A 19,090-nucleotide genomic window follows, 5' to 3' on the forward strand; every position below is an offset into this window, starting at 1 on the left:
CCGTTCGAGCCCGTCGACCGGCACAACCCGGGCGCCCCACGCAAGCCCCACCGAGAGGACAGCGCCGTGACCAGCGTGCTGCACGTCGCCACCACCGGCTCCGACGAAGCGGACGGATCTGACTCCAGCCCGTTCCGCACGATCGGCCGCGCTGCCGAGCTGGCCCGCCCCGGCGACCGGGTCGTCGTCCACGAGGGTGAGTACCGCGAGTGGGTCCGCCCGGCTCGTGGTGGTCTCAGCGACTCTCGTCGGATCACCTACGAGGCTGCCGGCGGCGAGCGCGTCGTCGTCAAGGGCTCGGAGCGGGTGACCGGCTGGGAGCGCACCGAGGGAACGGTCTGGCGTGTCGAGGTGCCGAACGAGCTCTTCGGCTCCTTCAACCCGTTCGCCGAGGAGATCGTTGGCGACTGGGTCGTGCGGCCGATCGAAGCCGGCCAGCGCAAGCACCTGGGCGACGTCTACCTCGACGGACGCAGCTTCTACGAGGTCGGCAGCCCGGACGAGGTGGCGACGGCAGCCCGCCGCGACGAGATCGTCGACGACTGGACCACGCGACCGGTGCCGGTCCGCGACCCCGACCAGACGGCATACGTCTGGCATGCGCAGGTCGGTCGCGACGCGACCACCGTCTGGGCGAACTTCCAGGGAGCCGACCCCAACGCGCGGCTCGTCGAGATCAACGTCCGTCGGTCCGTCTTCTACCCCACCGAGCACCACATCGACTACATCACCGTCCGTGGCTTCGAGCTGTGCCAGGCCGCGACTCCGTGGGCGCCTCCGACGGCGGACCAGCCCGGACTCATCGGGCCGAACTGGGCCAAGGGCTGGGTCATCGAGGACAACCTCATCCACGATGCCAAGTGCGTCGCCGTCTCCATCGGCAAGGAGGCGTCGACCGGCAACAACAACTACACCTTCCGGGGCGACAAGCCCGGGTACCAGTACCAGCTCGAGTCTGTCTTCTCCGCCCGCCAGATCGGCTGGGACAAGGAGCACATCGGCTCTCACGTCATCCGCCGCAACACGATCTACGACTGCGGGCAGTGCGCCATCGCAGGCCATCTCGGCTGTGTGTTCTCCACGATCGAGGACAACCACATCCACGACATCGCCCTGAAGCGGGAGTTCTACGGGCACGAGATCGCCGGCATCAAGCTGCACGCGGCCATCGACGTCGAGATCACTCACAACCGCATCCACTCCTGCTCCCTCGGGATCTGGCTCGACTGGCAGACCCAGGGCGCCCGGGTCGCGCGCAACGTCCTCTACGGCAACTCGCGCGATCTCTTCGTCGAGGTGAGCCACGGACCCTACGTCGTCGACCACAACGTCCTCGCCTCCCCGGTGTCGATCGAGTCCTTCAGCCAGGGTGGTGCCTATGTCGGCAACCTCGTGTGCGGCACCCTCGGGCTGATCCGGGTCATGGACCGCGCCACCCCCTACCACCGTCCCCACAGCACGCAGGTCGCCGGCTACGCCGTCATCTACGGCGCTGACGACCGCTGGATCGGCAACGTGTTCGCCGGCGGTGACGTCGAGACGGCATACGGCCCGGACGCCCACACCCACGGCGGCGCCGGGGTCGGGACCTCCGGCTACGACGGCCACCCATCGACCTTCGAGGACTACCTCGCGCTCATCGACGCCCAGCCCCCGGGCGACCACGACCGCTTCCCCGGCGTGCCCCAGCCCGTCTACATCCGCCACAACGCGTATGCCGGTGGCGCCGAAGCGTATGCCGCAGAGGACGCTTCGCTCCGACTCGAGTCGGCGACCTTCGCGGTCGTCGAGGAGGGCGACGCGGTCTGGCTCGAGGCCGACCTCCCAACCTCGTTCGACGGGCTGCAGGTCGGTGTCGTCACCGGAGCCGACCTGCCGAGGGTCCGTTTCGTCGATGCCGACTTCGAGGAGCGCGACGGCTCACCCGTCACGATCGACCGGGACCTCCTCGGGGCGCGCAAGGACCCGGACGCGACCTACCCCGCCGGCCCGATCGGCACGTTGTCGGCCGGCAGCTCGCGCACTCGCCTCTGGTGAGCGTCCGGGAGCTTCGCGGGCAGCGGCTGGGGTCAGGGAGCGCCAGTCGGCTCCCGCGCCGCGGCCAGGCGCTCGACGGTATCGGGGTGAGTGGCGAACAGCAGGTACTCGATCCGGGGCGGGTGAACATCGGCGATGTTGGTCTCCGCGAGGCGCAGCTGCATCGCCGCGAACTCGGCGGAGTCACCGGTCAGCCGCAGCGCATGCTGGTCGGCGCGTGCCTCGACCCGACGGGAGACCAGGTTCTCTAACGGACCCCCGACCAGGCCGGCCACCGCGCCCACGGCGAGCACCAGGCCGATCGCCGTCGGCGATCCGATGGAGCTGACGCCGGCTCGGGCCAGCAGGGCTCCCCACTGACCCAAGAGGTAGAGCGCCACGACCGCCGCGGCGGCGCCGAGCGCGCCGAGCAGCGCGCCCAGCTCGGGGTCACGGTCCCGGGCGTGGCCCAGCTCGTGGGCGACGACACTGCGTACCTGTCCTGGCGGTGCCTCACGCAGCAGCGTGTCGTAGACCACGATCCGCCGCGTCGCCCCGAGCCCGGAGACATACGCGTTCAGCCCGGTGGTGCGTCGCGACGCGTCGGCGACCAGCACGTCACGCACCGGCATACCGTCGCGAGCGGCCATGGTGACCAGCTCGTCACGCAGTGGCCCCGCCGGCATCGGGGTGAACGAGTTGAAGACCGGCTCGACCAGGAGCGGGAAGACGAAAGCCAGGACGACCACCAGCGCTGCGGCACCTATCGCACCGAACGCCCACCACCAGTCGGGCGCGACGTGGGTCAGCGTGTAGAACCCGGCGAGCACCACCCCGCTGGTCACCGCTCCGACGGCGCAGCCCTTGAGGAGGTCGACCGCCCAGCCACCCCAGCCCTGGGTGGACAGCCCGAAGTCACGCAGCACGATGTGGCGCCAGGCGCTGAAAGGCAGTGAGACCAACCAGAGCACCATCAGGATGACCAGCCCGCCGAGGAGTGCCTGGGCCAGCCAGTGCCCGCCGAACGGCTGTGCCGCCCAGGTGACGATCCGGGCGCCGGCCGGGGTCAGCCCGAGCAGCAGGGGCACCGCCAGTCCGAGCGACAGGGAGGCGTACGAGCTGGGGCGCAGCGCTGCGTGCAGCGCCCGCCCTCTGATGACGATGTCGGCCGGAACGTCGCGCAGCGCCGCCGCCTGGTCGGCGCGGCTCGGCCTGGGCACCCGCCAGGGCACCACCGCCACCGTCGCGACGGTTACAGCGACGCCGAGCGCGGCCATCGCCACCACCGCCCAGGAGGTCGAGGTCATGGCCGGCGCCGTCCCTTCTCGCATCGCGACAGTCGACCACGTGCGCACTCGTCGCGGCCAACCTGGCCCGCGGTCCTCAACAAGCCGCCACCTGGCCCATTGTCGGGCGTCGAAACTACCCTGCGCGCCGCGTCACCGGCCTGCTAGCGTTCCGGTGATCGTGATCGTCGGCAGGAGGTGAGACCCATGTACGCAGTATCCACAGCGGGTGCTCCCCTGCAGTCCACGATCGCGCGACCGAGGTAGTCGCGACCGGGAGCGCCCACCCCGCACCTCGCGAAAGGCGACTCCTATGACGAACACACCTTCTTCGACGCCGCGCACCAGCTCGACGACCACGTCCGATGGCGGGGCGGTGACGCGAACCCCACAGCGCGGGAACTGGCCGGCGCCTGACCAGCAGGTCGACGCCACCAGCCAGGCGGGCAGCCGGGACGGGCGGGCCTTGGTCCTCGCCGGCGGCGGAGCGGCCGGCAACGCGTGGGAGCTCGGTCTCATCGCAGGGCTGTCCGACGCCGGGGTCGATGTGACGGAGGCCGATCTCATCGTCGGGACCTCGGCAGGGTCGACGGTGGCCGCCCAGGTCACCAGCGGGACACGCCCCGCCGAGCTGTATGCCGCCATCCTCGCCGAGGTGCCCCAGCCACGGACTGCCGGCGCCGGCTCGGACCGGGGACGGGCTCCCAGCGTCTCGGGACCGAGCTACCTGGAGTGGTCGAACGGGATCATCGGTTCCGCTCAGGACGCCTCGGACATGCGGCGGAGGATGGGCGCCGCGGCGATCGAGCGGGACTCTTCCGACGGCTCTGCCGGGACGCGCTGGCGCGACATCGTCGCGTCGCGGCTCCCCAGGCACGACTGGCCGCGGCAGCCGGTGCTCATCACCGCTGTCGACGCGGATACCGGGGATCCGGTGGTGTTCGACCGCAGCAGCGGAGTCGACCTGGTGGACGCCGTCGCGGCGAGCACCTCGGCGATGACGCCCTACCGCATCGGCGAGAAGCGATACCTCAACGGCGGCTATCGACGCAGCGAGAATGCGGACCTGGCGGCTGGATTCGGCTGCGTGTTGGTGTTGTCACCGTTCGGCGGCAGGTCGCGCATGCCGCCGGAGTGGGGCATGGATCTGGCAACCCAGGTCGAAGAGCTGCGCAGGTGGGGCAGCAGGGTCGAGACCGTCTTTCCGGACGGCGGCGCGGGGGACGTGTTCGACGCAAACGCCCTGGATCCGTCGACTCGTCTGCAGGCCGCGCGAGGAGGCTACGAGCAAGGGCGAGCCCTTGCCGAGCGGCTCGCCGAGTTCTGGCGCTGACGCCGGCGGACCACCGATGACTGCAGCGTGTGCGCGGGAGCGAGCGCGGCTGTCACCCGAGGAACGCCGTGGCGCGGGTGGTCGCTGTCGGTGTGACCGGTGGTGGGTACGGTGAGCGTGGAGGTGTCTGGGCACCTGGTGGTCCCCCCGGTCTTCAAAACCGGTGAGACCGAGGATCTCGGTCTGGCGGGTTCGATTCCCGTCCACCTCCGCCAACTGACTCCCGGCCCGATCGTGCGACTGGAGGACGCCGTGACCCAGACCGACCCTCGGCGCCGGATCCCGCGCACCGACGCCGTGCTCTCGGACCCGACCGTCGCGGCGGCCGTCGAACGCCACGGTGTCGCGGCGGTCAAGGCGGTGGTCCGCGCTGCTCAGGAACGTGCGCGAGCGGGCGAGATCGCCCCTGGCGACGTCGTCTCGGAGGCGAGGGCCTCGCTGCCCCGGCGCGCGACCACGCTGCGGCCGGTCATCAACGTCACCGGGGTCGTCGTGCACACGAACATCGGCCGGGCGCCCTTGTCGGACGGAGCGATCGAGGCGATGGTCGCGGCTGCGCGGTATGTCGACGTCGAGTACGACGTGGTCACGGGCGCCCGCGCTCGCCGCGGCCGAGGCGCGCTCGCAGCCTTGCGTGCTGCCGTGCCGGAGGCCGGAGGCGCGCTCGTCGTCAACAACGGCGCCGCCGCTCTCGTGCTCGCGACGACGTGCCTCGCCGCGGGCCGAGACGTGGTCGTCAGCCGGGGCGAGATGGTCGAGATCGGTGACGGGTTCCGGCTCCCGGACCTCATCGCCTCGACCGGTGCGCACCTGCGCGAGGTCGGCACGACGAACCGCACGACCGTCTCCGACTACGCCGCCGCCATCGGCCCCGACACCGGCTGCATCCTCAAGGTGCACCCCAGCAACTTCCGTGTCGAAGGCTTCACCAGCTCGGCGTCCGTTCGCGACCTGGCCGGGCTCGGCGTGCCCGTCGTCGTGGACATCGGCAGCGGTCTCCTGGCCCCCGACCCGCTGCTGCCCGACGAGCCCGACGCCGCCACGACCCTTCGCGAGGGCGCCTCTGTGGTGACGGCCAGCGGGGACAAGCTGCTCGGCGGCCCGCAGGCGGGACTCGCGCTCGGCGATGCCGACGTCGTTGAGCGTCTGCGCCGGCACCCGCTGGCGCGCGCCCTTCGTGTCGACAAGCTGACGCTCGCGGCCCTGGAGGCGACCCTGCGGGGTCCGGCACCACCCGTGCAGGGCTACCTCCACGCATCGGAGGGCGAGCTCCGTTCTCGCACAGAGCGACTCGCGGACGCGGTCGGTATGCCGGTGGTTGCGGTGGACGGGCGCGTGGGCGGCGGCGGTGCGCCCGGCGTCCAGTTGCCCGGGTGGGCGGTGGCGCTGCCCGAGCGCTGTGCCGAGCTGCTGCGCACCGGCGACCCGACGGTCGTCGCGCGCATCGAGGGCGGCCAGTGTCTCGTCGACCTGAGGTGCGTGCCGAGCGACTCGGACGGCGACGTCGAGTATGCCGTCCGCACCGCCCTGTCGGGGCTGGGCTGAGGGTGTACGTCGTCGCCACCGCCGGCCACGTCGACCACGGCAAGTCGACGCTCGTCCGCGCGCTGACCGGGATCGAGCCGGACCGGTGGGAGCAGGAGCGCCGCCGTGGGCTCACGATCGACCTGGGCTACGCATGGACGACGCTGCCCTCGGGCGAGGACATCGCCTTCGTCGACGTGCCCGGCCACGAGCGCTTCATCGGCAACATGCTCGCGGGGCTCGGACCCGCCCCGGCCGTCGTCTTCGTCGTCGCCGCCGACGAGGGCTGGATGCCACAGTCGAGCGAGCACCTCGCCGCGGTCGACGCGCTGGGCCTGCGCCACGGGCTCGTCGTCGTCACACGCGCTGACCTCGCCGACCCCCGAGGCACGCTCTCCGAGGCGATGGCACGGACGGCCAGGTCGTCGATGGCGGGCGCCGAGAGTGTCGCCGTCTCGGCGCGGACGGGCGCCGGGCTCGAGGAGCTTCGCTCGGCCCTGGACCGCCTCGTCACCGCGCTGCCACGGGCCGACACCGAGCACCGGATGCGGCTCTGGGTCGACCGCTCGTTCTCGGTGCGGGGGAGTGGGACGGTCGTGACGGGCACCCTCGGACAGGGCGCAGTCCGGGTGGGCGACGAGGTCGTCGTGCATCGTGCCGGAGGCCGAAGCCACGCAGCCGTGGTGCGCGGGCTCCAGAGCCTGGAGCAGCCGAAGGACTCGGTCTTGGCGACAGCTCGCGTCGCCGTCAACCTGCGCGGCATCTCTGTCGACGAGGTCCGTCGTGGCGACCTCCTCCTGACGCCCGACGCCTGGCACCTCACCACGACACTCGACCTGCGGCTCACACCTGCCGATGACCGGCTGCCCGCCCACGTCATGGTGCACGCGGGCACCGTGGCAGTCGAGGCGCGGCTGCGGGCGCTCGGCACAGAGGCCGCTCGCCTCACCCTCCCGTCGCCGCTACCCATCGCCGCGGGTGACCGACTGATCCTGCGCGACCCAGGCACGCGCCGCATCGCTGGAGCACTGGTCGTCGACGCTGACCCTCCCCGGCTGACCCGCCGCGGCGCCGCGTCGCGGCGAGCGGTCGACGTGTCGGCGATGAGCGGCATAGCCGATCTGGCGGCGGAGGTGGAGCGCCGGGACGCGATGACGGTCGCCGAGGCCGAAGCGCTGGGGATCCTCGTCCCCGGCGGCGATCGGCCCGCGGAAACCGTTGCACGACAGGGTCGTTGGCTGGTTGCCGACTCCGCGTGGTCGCGCTGGACGACCGACCTTCGCGCTGCCGTGGAGGCCCGGGCGAGCGGCGAGCCACTGGACCCGACGATGACCCTCGAAGCGGCGCGCGCCGCCGTCGGGGTCCCCGACCGCGCGATGCTCCCGGAGCTGGCGGGTGCGGCCGGGCTCGAGCTGCGGAACGGCAGTGTCGGTCTCAAAGGGCAGGGCGCCGCGCTGGGAGAGCGGGCGGAGCTCGGACTTCGCGGCATCGAGCGACGCCTGGCCGATCACCCGTTCGCCTCGCCGGAGCAGAAGGAGCTCGATGCCGCAGGACTGGGTCCGCGAGAGATCGCCGCGGCCGTCCGGGCCGGACGTCTCGTGCGGCTGCCCGAGGACGTGCTGCTCCAGCCCAGCGCCCCCGCCCACGCGATGCGCGTGCTCGCCTCGCTTCGTCAGCCGTTCACGACGAGCGAGGCGCGGGTCGCCCTCGACTCGACGCGCCGAACGGTCATCCCCCTGCTCGAGCATCTGGACGCCCGGGGCTGGACCCGCAGGCTCGACGGTTCGCACCGCGAGGTATGCCGCTGAGCGCGGGCCGACGCGGACGCTGAGTCGGGCAGAGGGGCACGCAGACCGGCGGTGTCAGAGCAGGTTGAGCGTGAAGGTGCCGAGCTCGTCCTCGAAGTAGACGACCACTGCCCAGTCCTCGTCGTCGATCTGACCGTGGCAGACCGTCACGACCCCCTGGGCGACCTTGCGCGTCTTCGGGCAGTCCATCGTGATGTCGCTCGACCCGTCGTCGAGCCGCTGCTCGACGGCGTTGGCGAGGTCGTCGCCGGGCAGCGACTTGCCCGCTGCCACAGGGACGGTGCCGGTCAGCGGACCGACAGGCATGCTGCTCGCATCATCGGGCTGGGACGACACGGAGTCGGCCATCGACGGGGTGAATGACCCTCGATCGAGGAAGCCGAGGCCGAGGAGCAGCACCCCGATGACGGCAAGGACCGAGAGCGCGAAGCCGGCGATGGCCAGCCCGCGGTAGGTGTCCGTGCGCTGGCCCGCCACCGCGGGGGGAGGCACGGGAGCCATCGGCGCCGCCGCCGGACGCGGCCACTGGTACGTCTCCGCGACGACCGGACGTCCGGTCGGTGGCGGCAGGGCGGGCGCCATCGGCACAGCCGTCGGTGACGATGTCGAGCTGCCGGACGACGGGGTGTTGCCCGCCGCCTCGCTGGAGGCTTCGGACGTGGTCTCGGACTGGGGGTCATGCATCGGTGCCTCGTCTGGGTCGAGTCTGGGCGTGATCTGTGCGCCGCCCGAATGCTAGAGGGGCGGCGCAGGACCTGGGACCCAACGAGGTCACGATCCGGCACCTGTCCTTTGTCACAGCCCGTGTCGCAGCCCGTGTCGCAGCCCGTGTCGCAGTCCGTGTAGGAGCCCGTGTGGCAGCCCGTGTCGCAGCCCGTGTCGCAGGCCTTGTCGCAGTGTCGGTGCGTGATGGCAGGCTGAGCGTGATGGCAGACGTGCTGGACCGCTTCTCTCCCTCGACCGCTTCGTGGTTCCGGAGCAGCTTCAGTGCGCCCACCGCCGCCCAGCAGGGCGCGTGGGAGGCGATCTCGTCCGGCCACCACTGTGTCGTCGTCGCGCCGACGGGGTCGGGCAAGACGCTCTCGGCCTTCCTCTGGGCGATCGACCGGATCGCCACCGAGCCGGTCCCCGAGGACCGGTTGTCGCGGTGCCGAGTGCTGTATGTCTCGCCGATGAAGGCCCTCGCCGTCGACGTCGAGCGCAACCTCCGGGCGCCGCTGGTCGGCATCGGCCATGCCGCCACGCGGATGGGCCTGCCGGTGCCCGACATCGGCGTCACGGTCCGTTCTGGCGACACCCCGGCGAACGAGCGTCGCGCCTTCGCCCGCACGCCGACCGACATCCTCATCACGACGCCCGAGTCGCTCTTCCTCATGCTGACCTCCTCCGTCCGTGAGGCGCTGCGCGGGGTCGAGACGGTCATCGTCGACGAGGTTCACGCGGTGGCCGGCACCAAGCGCGGTGCGCACCTCGCGCTCAGCCTCGACCGGCTCGACGCACTGCTGGAGCAGCCGGCTCAGCGGGTGGGCCTGTCGGCGACGGTCCGCCCCGTCGAGGAGGTCGGCCGCTATCTCGCCGGTGGCCGTCCCATCGAGGTCGTCCAGCCGCCGTCGACGAAGGAGTGGGACCTCGACGTCGTCGTCCCGGTGCCCGACATGGCCGAGCTCGCGGGCTCCCCGGTCGAGATCGCTCCCGGGGTGCCCGACCTGTCCGGCCCCGCGGCCGGCAACGCCCCACAGGCGAGCATCTGGCCGCACGTCGAGGAGCGGATCGTCGACCTCATCGCGGACCACCGCTCCACCTTGGTGTTCGCCAACTCCCGCCGGCTCGCCGAGCGCCTGACCGCCCGGCTCAACGAGATCTGGGAGGACCGCCTCGCCGAGGCGGCCGAGCTGCCCGAGCCCTCCGCGCCCGGCGGCTCCCCGACTCTGAGCGAGGCGACAACGTCGCGCGGGCTGCCGGGGCGGCATACCCCTGCGCAGGTCATGGCCCAGTCCGGCGCGAGTCGCGGCGCACCCGCTGTCCTCGCCCGCGCCCACCACGGGTCGGTGAGCAAGGAGCATCGGGCTGCCATCGAGGAGGACCTCAAGGCCGGGCGCCTGCCGGCCGTCGTGGCCACGAGCAGCCTCGAGCTCGGCATCGACATGGGCGCGGTCGACCTCGTCATCCAGGTCGAGAGCCCGCCGAGCGTCGCCAGCGGACTCCAGCGGGTCGGACGCGCAGGACACCAGGTTGGCGCGGTCAGCCAGGGCGTGCTGTTCCCGAAGTTCCGCGGCGACCTCGTCCAGACCGCCGTTGTGGTCGAGCGGATGCGCGACGGGGCCATCGAGAGCCTGCGCGTCCCCGCCAACCCGGTCGACGTCCTCGCCCAGCACATCGTGGCGATGTGTTCCATGGACGACTGGACGGTCGGCGAGCTCGAGTCGCTGGTCCGCCGGTCGGCCAGCTTCGCGTCGCTGCCGCGCTCGGTCCTCGAGGCGACCCTCGACATGCTCTCCGGCCGCTATCCGAGCGACGAGTTCGCCGAGCTGCGCCCGCGGATCGTGTGGGACCGCGTCACCGACACGTTGACCGGGCGTCGCGGGGCGCAGCGGCTGGCGGTGACGAGCGGTGGCACGATCCCCGACCGCGGGCTGTATGCCGTGTTCCTCGCCTCCGGGGACGGCCCCGGTCGCCGGGTCGGCGAGCTCGACGAGGAGATGGTCTACGAGTCGCGGGTCGGCGACGTGTTCACGCTCGGCACGTCGTCCTGGCGCATCGAGGACATCACCCACGACCGCGTGCTCGTCACGCCTGCGCCCGGTCAGGCCGGCCGGCTGCCGTTCTGGAAGGGCGACCAGCAGGGCCGCCCGGCCGAGCTCGGGCGTGCGGTCGGCGCGTTCGTGCGCGAGATCGTGGGCCTCGGGCCTGAGCGCGCGCGCGACCGCGTGCGTGCCGCGGGCCTCGACGAGTGGGCAGCCGACAACCTCATCGGCTACCTCGGTGAGCAGCGCGAGGCGACGCGTCACGTGCCCGACGACCGCACCATCGTCGTCGAGCGCTTCCGCGACGAGATCGGCGACTGGCGGGTCGCGGTGCTCTCGCCGTTCGGCGGGCAGGTGCACGCCCCGTGGGCCTTGTGCGTGGCGGCCCGGATGCGGGAGCGGTTCGGCGTCGACGTCCAGGCGATGCACGGCGACGACGGCATCGTCTTCCGGCTGCCCGACCTCGAGTTCGACGACGACGGCCCGGCCGGCTCGGGTGGCGCAGCCGGCGGTCGCGGCCCTGCCAGCTCCGGGGTAGGACAGCAGCTGCTCGAGCTGGTCACGCTGGAGCCTGAAGAGGTCAACGAGCTCGTCACACAGGAGATCGGCGGATCCGCTCTGTTCGCAGCGCGGTTCCGTGAGTGCGCCGCCCGAGCGCTGCTGCTTCCGCGTCGCCGCCCCGACCGCCGGCAGCCGCTGTGGCAGCAGCGCCAGCGAGCGGCCCAGCTGCTCCAGGTCGCAAGCCAGTACCCCTCGTTCCCGATCGTGCTCGAGGCGGTGCGCGAGTGCGTCCAGGACGTCTTCGACGTGCCCGGCCTCGTCGCGCTCATGACCGAGATCCGCTCTCGCGCGGTCAAGGTCGTCGACGTCGAGTCGTCGCAGCCCAGCCCGTTCGCGAAGTCGCTCGTGTTCGGCTACGTCGCCCAATACCTCTACGAAGGCGACTCCCCCCTCGCGGAGCGGCGCGCGGCAGCTCTCGCCCTCGACCCGTCCCTGCTCTCCGAGCTGCTCGGTCAAGGTGAGGCGCTCGCGCTGCGCGACCTGCTCGACCCCGAGGCCGTGGCGCGCACCGAGGCCGAGCTGCAGCGGCTCACCCCCGAGCGGGGCGCGCGCGACGCCGAAGACCTCGCCGACCTGCTTCGCGTGCTCGGGCCGCTGTCATCGACGGACATCCTTGCGCGGGTGGCGCAGGGGTTTGACCCGGCGGACGTCGAGGCGGCGTTGAAGGAGCTCGACGCGGCGCGACGGGTGATCGCCGTGCGCATCGCCGGGGACGACAGATGGGCAGCCATCGAGGACGCCGCGAGACTGCGCGACGCCCTCGGCACGGCGCTGCCCGTCGGGGTGCCGCAGGCCTTCTTGGAGCCGGTGCCCGACCCGCTCGGCGACCTGGTCGCACGCTTCGCTCGCACCCATGGCCCCTTCACGGTCCACACGGTCGCCGCCTGGTGGGGTGTCGGTCCATCGGTCGCGCACGACGCCCTGCGCCGGCTCGTGTCCGTGGGGCGAGTGGTCGAGGGCGAGCTGCTGCCCACCGAGAGCGGCGGTGGGCACGGCCCGGAGTTCTGCGACGCCGAGGTGCTGCGCCTGCTCCGCCGCCGCTCTTTGGCGGCGCTGCGTCACGAGGTCGAGCCCGTCTCCCAGTCCGACCTGGCCCGGTTCCTCCCGCAGTGGCAGGGCGTGGGTGGCGGGCTGCGAGGGCGTGAGGGTCTGTTGCGGGCGATCGAGCAGCTCACGGGTGCCATCGTCCCGGCGAGCGCCCTGGAGACCCTGGTGCTGCCGACGCGCGTCGTCGACTACCGTCCGGCGCTGCTCGACGAGGTGATGAGCTCGGGCGAGGTCGTCTGGCGGGGCCACGGGTCTCTGCCGGGCGACGACGGGTGGGTCAGCCTGCACCTGTCCGACACCGCACCGCTGACGTTGACGCCACCTGATGACACCGAGCCTGGCCAGGCCGAGCACGTCGTGCTCGACGCACTCGCGGGCGGTGGCGCCTACTTCTTCCGTGCCCTGGCCGACCGCACGGGCCTCGCCGACACCGAGCTCAACGATGCACTGTGGACGCTGCTGTGGTCGGGTCGCGTCACGAACGACACGATCGCACCGCTGCGCGCGCTCCTGGCCGGAGGCCGCACCGCCCACAAGCGGTCGACGGCCGGTCCCCGCGCGACGAGGTATGCCGGCCGCCGCGGTTCGCTCGGCCGCTTCGGCTCGCTGCGGGGCTCGTTGGCAGGCTCCTCGCTGGGCTCACAGGGCTCGCCGGGATCGGCCGGCCTCTCGGGCGCGTCGGCAGGTGCGGCGGGTTCGCCGGAGGGGGTGCCGCCGGGCGTGACACCGGACCAGCTTGCCGCTGCGGAGACGGTGGCATCCGCGCGCGCGATGCAGGCCGGGCGGGCTGCCGGGTCCGGCCCGCCGACCGGCGTCGGCCGGTGGACGGCTCTTCCGCAGGCGGAGACCGACCCGACCGTGCGTGCGGTGACCAGCGCCGAGCTCCTGCTCGACCGCTACGGCGTGCTGACCCGTGGCTCGGTCGTCAGCGAGGACGTGCCGGGCGGCTTCGCCGCGATCTACCGCGTGCTGGCTGCCGCGGAGGAGGCGGGCAAGGTCCGCCGTGGCTACTTCGTCGAGGGGCTCGGCGCCTCGCAGTTCGCCTCGACCGGTGCGGTCGACCGGCTCAGGTCGATGTCGCGACTCCCCGGCGGTGGCCCGGCCGGTGTCTCTGGTCAAGCGGTTGACGGCACGCCCGGCGGTTCCGACGCCGGCAACGCCGGTGCTGTCGGTGGGCGGGTCGACCCCTTCGAGCGGGACGAGTGGGCGTCCGCGCGGACGGGGCCCGGCGGCATACCTGCGTGGTCTGCCGGGCGGGACCGGCGACCGGCCCGGCGCGACGAGCGGTCCGGACCCCCGACGCTCGTGCTCGCGGCGAGCGACCCGGCGAACCCCTACGGCGCCGCGATCCGCTGGCCGGAGCGCGGAGTCGTCGACCCCGAAGACAGCCGCCCCAAGGGCCACCAGCCGGCGCGCAAGGCCGGTGCGCTGGTCGTGCTCGTCGACGGAGACCTCGTGCTCTACGTCGAGCGCGGCGGCAAGACGATGCTCTGCTGGTCCGATGACCCCGACGCGCTGCAGGCCGCGGCAGACGCGCTGGCGTTGGCCGTCCGCGAGGGCGCCTTGGGTCGCCTCACCGTCGAGAAGGCAGACGGAGCAGCCATCCTGGGCTCGAAACACCCTCTGGTGCAGGCACTCTCGCAGGCCGGCTTCCACATGACCCCGCGCGGGCTCCGGCTGCGCCGCTGAGGGTGGGTGGCCTCAGAGGCGTTCGACGCGCTCGCGTGGCGTGACCGCACCCCGGGTGTCGAGGAATCGCCGCGACCGCTCGGCCAGCGCGTCGACGTCGTAGGCCCGGTGATGCTGGAGCAGCGCGACGAGGTCGGCCTCGGCCACGGCTGCGTCGAGGTCCGTCACTGCCGTCACGCGCTCGCCGAGGGCATCCCAGCGGGCGATGAGAGGGTCGTGGAACGACAGGTGCGCGCCGTTCTCGATGAGCTTGCGGCCGAGCGGCACGGCGGGTGACTCGCGCTGGTCGGCGATGTTCGCCTTGTAGGTCACCCCGAGCAGCAGGATGCGTGAGCCGCGCAGCGCCTTGCCGTCGGTGTTGAGAGCGTCCTGCATGCGGCGCACGACGTAGGACGGCATCGCCGCGTTGATCTCCTGCGCGAGCTCCACGAACCGGAACGGGTAGCCGAGCCGGGTCCGGACGTTGTGCGACAGGTAGTTCGGGTCGATCGGGATGCAGTGGCCGCCGACGCCCGGACCGGGATAGAACGCCTGGAAGCCGAAGGGCTTCGTCCTCGCCGCGGCGATGACCTCCCACAGGTCGATGTCGAGGTCGTGGCAGAACCGCGCCATCTCGTTGACGAGGGCGATGTTGATGTGGCGGTAGGTGTTCTCGAGCAGCTTGGCGGTCTCGGCCTCGCGGGTCCCGCGGGTCGGCACGACGGTGTCGACGAAGAGCGAGTAGAAGTCGCAGGCCGCCTCGGTGCAGGCCGGCGTGTGCCCGCCGACGACCTTCGGCGTGTTCCGGATGCCGTAGATCGGGTTGCCGGGGTCCACGCGCTCGGGCGAGAAGGCGAGGTTGAAGTCGACGCCGGCCTTGAGGCCACCGACCTCGAGGATCGGGCGCACCACCTCGTCGGTGGTCCCCGGGTACGTCGTGGACTCGAGCACGACGAGGGTGCCCGGCTGCAGGTGTTCGGCGAGCGCCGCGACCGCCGCGCGGACCGCGGTGAGGTCCGGCCCGCCTTCCGAGCTGAGCGGCGTCGGGACACAGAGCATGACCGCTGCGGTGTCCGCGAGGACGTTCGCGTCGGTCGTCGGCTCGAAGCCCGCATTGAGCATCTTCATGACGTCCTCGTCGGAGAGGTCGTCGACGTGCGATCTGCCGGCGCCCAGCGACGTGACGACGGCAGCGTTGGTATCGAGCCCCGCCACGCGCAACCCGGCGTGGACGGCTGCCTCGGCGAGCGGCATACCGACGTACCCCAGCCCGACGACCACAGCGTCATATCTGCGGCGAATCATGTTCTCCCCCACTACAGCTCAGGCTGTTACAAGGTCATCGTCGAGGTCGCCGCCGATGCCGAGGTCGGAGCGCGCCGGGTCGAAGTCGGGGGCCCGGTGGCCGATGCCCAGCAGCTCGGCGATCGCCGCGACTGAGCGTTCGGCCGCCCGGCCGTCGCCGTACGGGTTCACCGCGTTCGCCATCGCCGCGTATGCCGCCGGGTCGTCGAGCAGGTCCTCCAGCCCGGCGCGGATGGTGGCGCCGTCGGTGCCGACGAGGCGGACGGTGCCGGCTTCGACGGCCTCGGGCCGCTCGGTCGTGTCGCGCATGACGAGCACCGGCTTGCCCAGGCTCGGCGCCTCCTCCTGGACGCCACCGGAGTCGGTGAGCACGACGGTGGCGGAGGCGAGGGCGTGCGCGAACTGGTGGTAGTCGAGCGGTTCGGTGAGCAGCACGTTGTCCAGGCGGCCGAGCAGCGGCTCGATGACGTCCCGGACGACCGGGTTCCGGTGCATCGGCAGCAGGACGCGCAGGTCGGGACGCTCGACGGCCAGGTCCCGGATAGCGGTCATCGACTCGACCATGCGGGCACCCCATGACTCGCGGCGGTGCGACGTGACGAGGACGAGCTCGGCGCCGGCCCTCGCCTCGGCGACCAGCTCCTCGACGCGCGAGTCCGCGAAGTCGACCGGCTGCGCCGTCGTCCACTGGAGCGCGTCGATGACGGTGTTGCCGGTGACGGGGATCATCGACTCCGCGATTGACTCGCGCATGAGGTTGGCCTTCGACGTCGCGGTCGGCGCCAGGTGCAGCGCTGCCAGGGGAGCGGTGAGGCGGCGGTTGGCCTCCTCGGGGAACGGCGACTGCACGTCGCCGGTGCGGAGCCCGGCCTCCAGGTGCACGACCGGGATCCGCTCGTAGAACGCGGCCAGCCCGGCGGCGAGCACAGTCGTCGTATCGCCTTGCACGACAACGACATCGGGCCGATCCGCCTTCAGCAGCTCGGCAGTCGCGACGACCGTCCGCGACGTGATCTCGGCGAGTGAGGCGCCTGGGGTCATGAGGTCGAGGTCGTATGCCGGCTCGATGCCGAAGAGGGTGTTGACCTGGTCGAGCATCTCGCGGTGCTGACCCGTGACCGCCACGATGGGCGCCACCCGCTCGTCAGCCTCGAGCGCCGCCACCAGCGGCGCCATCTTGATCGCCTCGGGACGCGTCCCGTAGATGGTCATGACACGGTGCATGTCAGCCCCTCAGCGCCAGACGCCGCGCGTGTCGACGAGCTGGCGGCCGCGCAGGTCACCGAGGCTGATCGAGCGGAACGGCGCGTGGTCGACGAGCAGCAGGACGACATCGGACTCGCGCACCGCGTCGTCCGTCGGCGCCAGGGCGACGTTGGGCAGGTCCGCGAGACGGGGCGGCAGCTCGTCCACGTGGGGCTCGACCGCCAGGATCCGGGCGTCCGGGTGTCCGGCCGCCAGGGCCGCGGTGATCGCGAGGGCCGGCGACTCGCGCAGGTCGTCGATGTCGGCCTTGAACGCGAGACCGAGGCACGCGATCGTCGCGCCCGAACCGTCCGTCGGCAGGCCGGCGTCGGCGAGTGCCGCGTCGACCTTGCGCAGCACCGAGCCGGGGCGTGCGTCGTTGGTCTCTCGCGCTGCCCGGATGATGCGCGCCTGTTCCGGCGCGGCCGAGACGATGAACCACGGGTCGACCGCGATGCAGTGGCCACCCACGCCAGGACCCGGCTGGAGGATGTTGACGCGCGGGTGGTGGTTGGCCATCGAGATGACCTCCCACACGTCGAGCCCGAGGTGCTCGCAGATCTCGGCGAGCTCGTTCGCGAAGGCGATGTTGACGTCGCGGAAGGCGTTCTCGGTGAGCTTGGCCATCTCCGCCGACTTGGCGTCGGTGAGCAGGATCTCGCCGGTGACGAAGGTGCGGTAGACCTCGGCTGCCTTGGTCGCACACTCGGGCGTCAGACCGCCGACGATCCGGTCGTTGGAGAAGATCTCGACCATGATCCGGCCCGGCAGGACGCGCTCCGGACAGTGCGCCAGGTGCACGTCCGGGATGCCCCCCATGTGCGGGAGCTTGAGGTCCGGTCGGAGCTGTGAGATCCACTCGGAGATCTGCCACGTGGTCCCGGGCGGGGAGGTCGACTCGAGGATGACGACCTCGCCGCCGGTGAGCATCGGGGCGATGGCCTCGGTGGCGGCTCGGACGTACCGGAGGTCCGGCTCGTGGTCGCCCTGGAAGGGCGTCGGCACCGCGATGAGGTAGACCGACGCGTGCGGCGTCTCCGTGGTCGCGGTGAGCAGCCCCTTGGAGACTGCGCTCGCGATGGCGACGTCGAGGTTCGGCTCGACGATCGGCACCCGACCAGCGTTGATCTCGCTGACGGTGCGGTCGTTGACGTCGACGCCTGTGACCTTGAGGCCCTGACGGGTCAGGGCAGCACAGGTCGGCAGACCGATGTAGCCGAGACCGATGACGGCGATTCCGTCGTCGAACATACGTGAACTCCCGTGTCTGGTGAGGTTGCTGGTCGGGCTGGGGTGGGGATGCTCGTCGGCCCGGCTGTTGCCGGGGCCGCGATGATGGGTGCGACGGTGGATGAGACCGTCGGTGCGTCGCTCGGACCCACCTGTGGTGGCGGCCAGGGCGGCGAGCCCGGCTCGGCGGTCGAGGACGTGCCGCGGCGCCGTCGGGACTGTTCGGCGAGATCGGCGATGTGGCGCACGAAGTCGCGGCCGATGACGTTCCAGTCGTAGTGCTCGCGCACGTACTCGTGACCCGCCCGGCCCATCGCCGCGCGCCGCTCCGGGTCGCGGGCCAGCTCGACGAGCGCGGACGCCGTGGCTTCCGCATCGTCGAACGGCACGACGATGCCGCAGCCCGCCTCGTTGACAAGGTCCGCGGCGAGGGGGAGCGGGGTCGTCACCACGGGTATGCCGTGGGCCATGTACTCGATGACCTTCGTCGGCATGGAGTGCCGGTAGTTCGGGCGGTCCTCGAGCAGGGAGAGGCCGGCCAGCGCGCCGTCGAGCATCGGGAGCGCCCGCGCGCTCGGCACGAACCCGAGGTGCCGCACGTGCCCGCACTTGACGCCCCAGCTGAGGGTGTCAGCGGTGCGGGAGTCACGGGCGGCACCGATGATCTCGACGCGCACCGAGCCGCGCATCGCCACGGTGAGCAGCCGTCCGGTCTGCAGCAGCGTCGCCGCGCCACGGGCCATGGTGATCGACCCGAGATAGACCGCGCGGGTGTCGCCCGGCGGCTCGACGGTGGCCGGCACGCTCACGGTGTTCGGCACGACGACGTGCTCGCGCTCGAACCGCTCCGCGTAGGCGTACTCGGCGAGGATCAGCTCGTGGCTGCGCTCCGCACGGCGTTCGATCGCCCGGGCGGCGCGTGCCATCGCGCCTCGGGCCCGCTCGGGCACCCACGGCTTGGCCTCGATCGCCGCCGCGGTGTCCTCGTGCACGTCCCAGACGAGGTTGTCGATCCGTAGCCCGATGGCGGCGGCGACGATCTCGGGGTCATGGACCAGGACGACGTCGTGCTCCGGTCCTTCCTGGGCGAGCAGGCGACGGGCCGCCCGGAACGCCTCGCCGCGAGCCCGGCCGGTGGCGTGCGGCAGGTCGAGGGGACGCAATCCCGGCACGTCGGGAAGGTCGAGGCCGTGCGCGGAGAACGGTGCGGCATACGTGACCTGGACGCCGGCGTCGAGCAAGGCGCCGATCTCCCGATGGCGGATGCGGGCGTCCTCCGGATGGTGCACCACGGTCACGACGAGGGCACGGTCAGCGGGCATC

The 19,090-nt window shown here is 72.1% G+C and carries 11 protein-coding genes and 1 tRNA gene; 6 read left to right on the top strand and 6 right to left on the bottom strand.

Annotation, left to right across the window (positions count from 1 at the left end; translation table 11 throughout):
- The first annotated feature begins 66 nt into the window (after positions 1 to 66).
- Entirely contained in the window at positions 67 to 2,037 is a 1,971-nt protein-coding gene (locus ACYVLP_RS16135) for a right-handed parallel beta-helix repeat-containing protein (RefSeq protein ID WP_460628364.1), read from the top strand.
- A gap of 32 nt (positions 2,038 to 2,069) precedes the next feature.
- Here ACYVLP_RS16135 and ACYVLP_RS16140 read toward each other — a convergent pair whose 3' ends face one another.
- Positions 2,070 to 3,323, bottom strand: a complete 1,254-nt coding sequence (locus ACYVLP_RS16140) for a M48 family metallopeptidase (protein WP_460628365.1) — start codon at positions 3,321 to 3,323, stop codon at positions 2,070 to 2,072.
- 292 nt (positions 3,324 to 3,615) lie between these two features.
- On the opposite strand from ACYVLP_RS16140, the gene ACYVLP_RS16145 reads away from it, so the two are divergent.
- From ACYVLP_RS16145 to selB, 4 genes are all read left to right on the top strand, one after another.
- Entirely contained in the window at positions 3,616 to 4,635 is a 1,020-nt protein-coding gene (locus ACYVLP_RS16145) for a patatin-like phospholipase family protein (protein ID WP_460628366.1), read from the top strand.
- A 119-nt stretch (positions 4,636 to 4,754) separates the two neighbouring features.
- Positions 4,755 to 4,850, top strand: a tRNA-Sec gene (locus ACYVLP_RS16150).
- 37 nt (positions 4,851 to 4,887) lie between these two features.
- Positions 4,888 to 6,180 carry an L-seryl-tRNA(Sec) selenium transferase gene (selA, locus tag ACYVLP_RS16155; RefSeq protein WP_460628367.1) on the top strand — a complete coding sequence of 431 codons (1,293 nt, stop codon included), beginning with the start codon at positions 4,888 to 4,890 and terminating at the stop codon, positions 6,178 to 6,180.
- 2 nt (positions 6,181 to 6,182) lie between these two features.
- Positions 6,183 to 7,967 (top strand): selenocysteine-specific translation elongation factor, encoded by a 1,785-nt coding sequence (gene selB / locus ACYVLP_RS16160; protein ID WP_460628368.1) that lies wholly within the window; start codon positions 6,183 to 6,185, stop codon positions 7,965 to 7,967.
- A gap of 54 nt (positions 7,968 to 8,021) precedes the next feature.
- Here the strand turns inward: selB and ACYVLP_RS16165 are convergent, their stop codons facing one another.
- The gene (locus ACYVLP_RS16165) at positions 8,022 to 8,651 is read right to left on the bottom strand and encodes a hypothetical protein (RefSeq protein ID WP_460628369.1); all 630 of its coding nucleotides are present in this window, start codon (positions 8,649 to 8,651) and stop codon (positions 8,022 to 8,024) included.
- A gap of 242 nt (positions 8,652 to 8,893) precedes the next feature.
- On the opposite strand from ACYVLP_RS16165, the gene ACYVLP_RS16170 reads away from it, so the two are divergent.
- Entirely contained in the window at positions 8,894 to 14,008 is a 5,115-nt protein-coding gene (locus ACYVLP_RS16170) for an Lhr family helicase (protein WP_460628370.1), read from the top strand.
- Between the two features lie 12 nt (positions 14,009 to 14,020).
- Here ACYVLP_RS16170 and ACYVLP_RS16175 read toward each other — a convergent pair whose 3' ends face one another.
- Genes ACYVLP_RS16175 through ACYVLP_RS16190 form a run of 4 tightly spaced genes read right to left on the bottom strand, consistent with a single transcriptional unit; the run spans position 14,021 to position 19,089 of the window.
- A complete protein-coding gene (locus ACYVLP_RS16175; protein WP_460628371.1) occupies positions 14,021 to 15,292 on the bottom strand; it encodes a nucleotide sugar dehydrogenase in 1,272 nt (423 codons plus the stop codon).
- Between the two features lie 18 nt (positions 15,293 to 15,310).
- Positions 15,311 to 16,504 carry a non-hydrolyzing UDP-N-acetylglucosamine 2-epimerase gene (wecB, locus tag ACYVLP_RS16180; RefSeq protein WP_460628372.1) on the bottom strand — a complete coding sequence of 398 codons (1,194 nt, stop codon included), beginning with the start codon at positions 16,502 to 16,504 and terminating at the stop codon, positions 15,311 to 15,313.
- A gap of 21 nt (positions 16,505 to 16,525) precedes the next feature.
- Positions 16,526 to 17,788: a UDP-N-acetyl-D-mannosamine dehydrogenase gene (gene wecC, locus ACYVLP_RS16185; protein ID WP_460628373.1), complete on the bottom strand. Its 1,263-nt coding sequence runs from the start codon at positions 17,786 to 17,788 to the stop codon at positions 16,526 to 16,528.
- Positions 17,722 to 19,089 carry a glycosyltransferase gene (locus ACYVLP_RS16190; protein WP_460628374.1) on the bottom strand — a complete coding sequence of 456 codons (1,368 nt, stop codon included), beginning with the start codon at positions 19,087 to 19,089 and terminating at the stop codon, positions 17,722 to 17,724. The genes wecC and ACYVLP_RS16190 overlap by 67 nt, the downstream gene beginning before the upstream one ends.
- Position 19,090: the final 1 nt, after the last annotated feature.

The organism is Intrasporangium mesophilum, assembly GCF_054783095.1.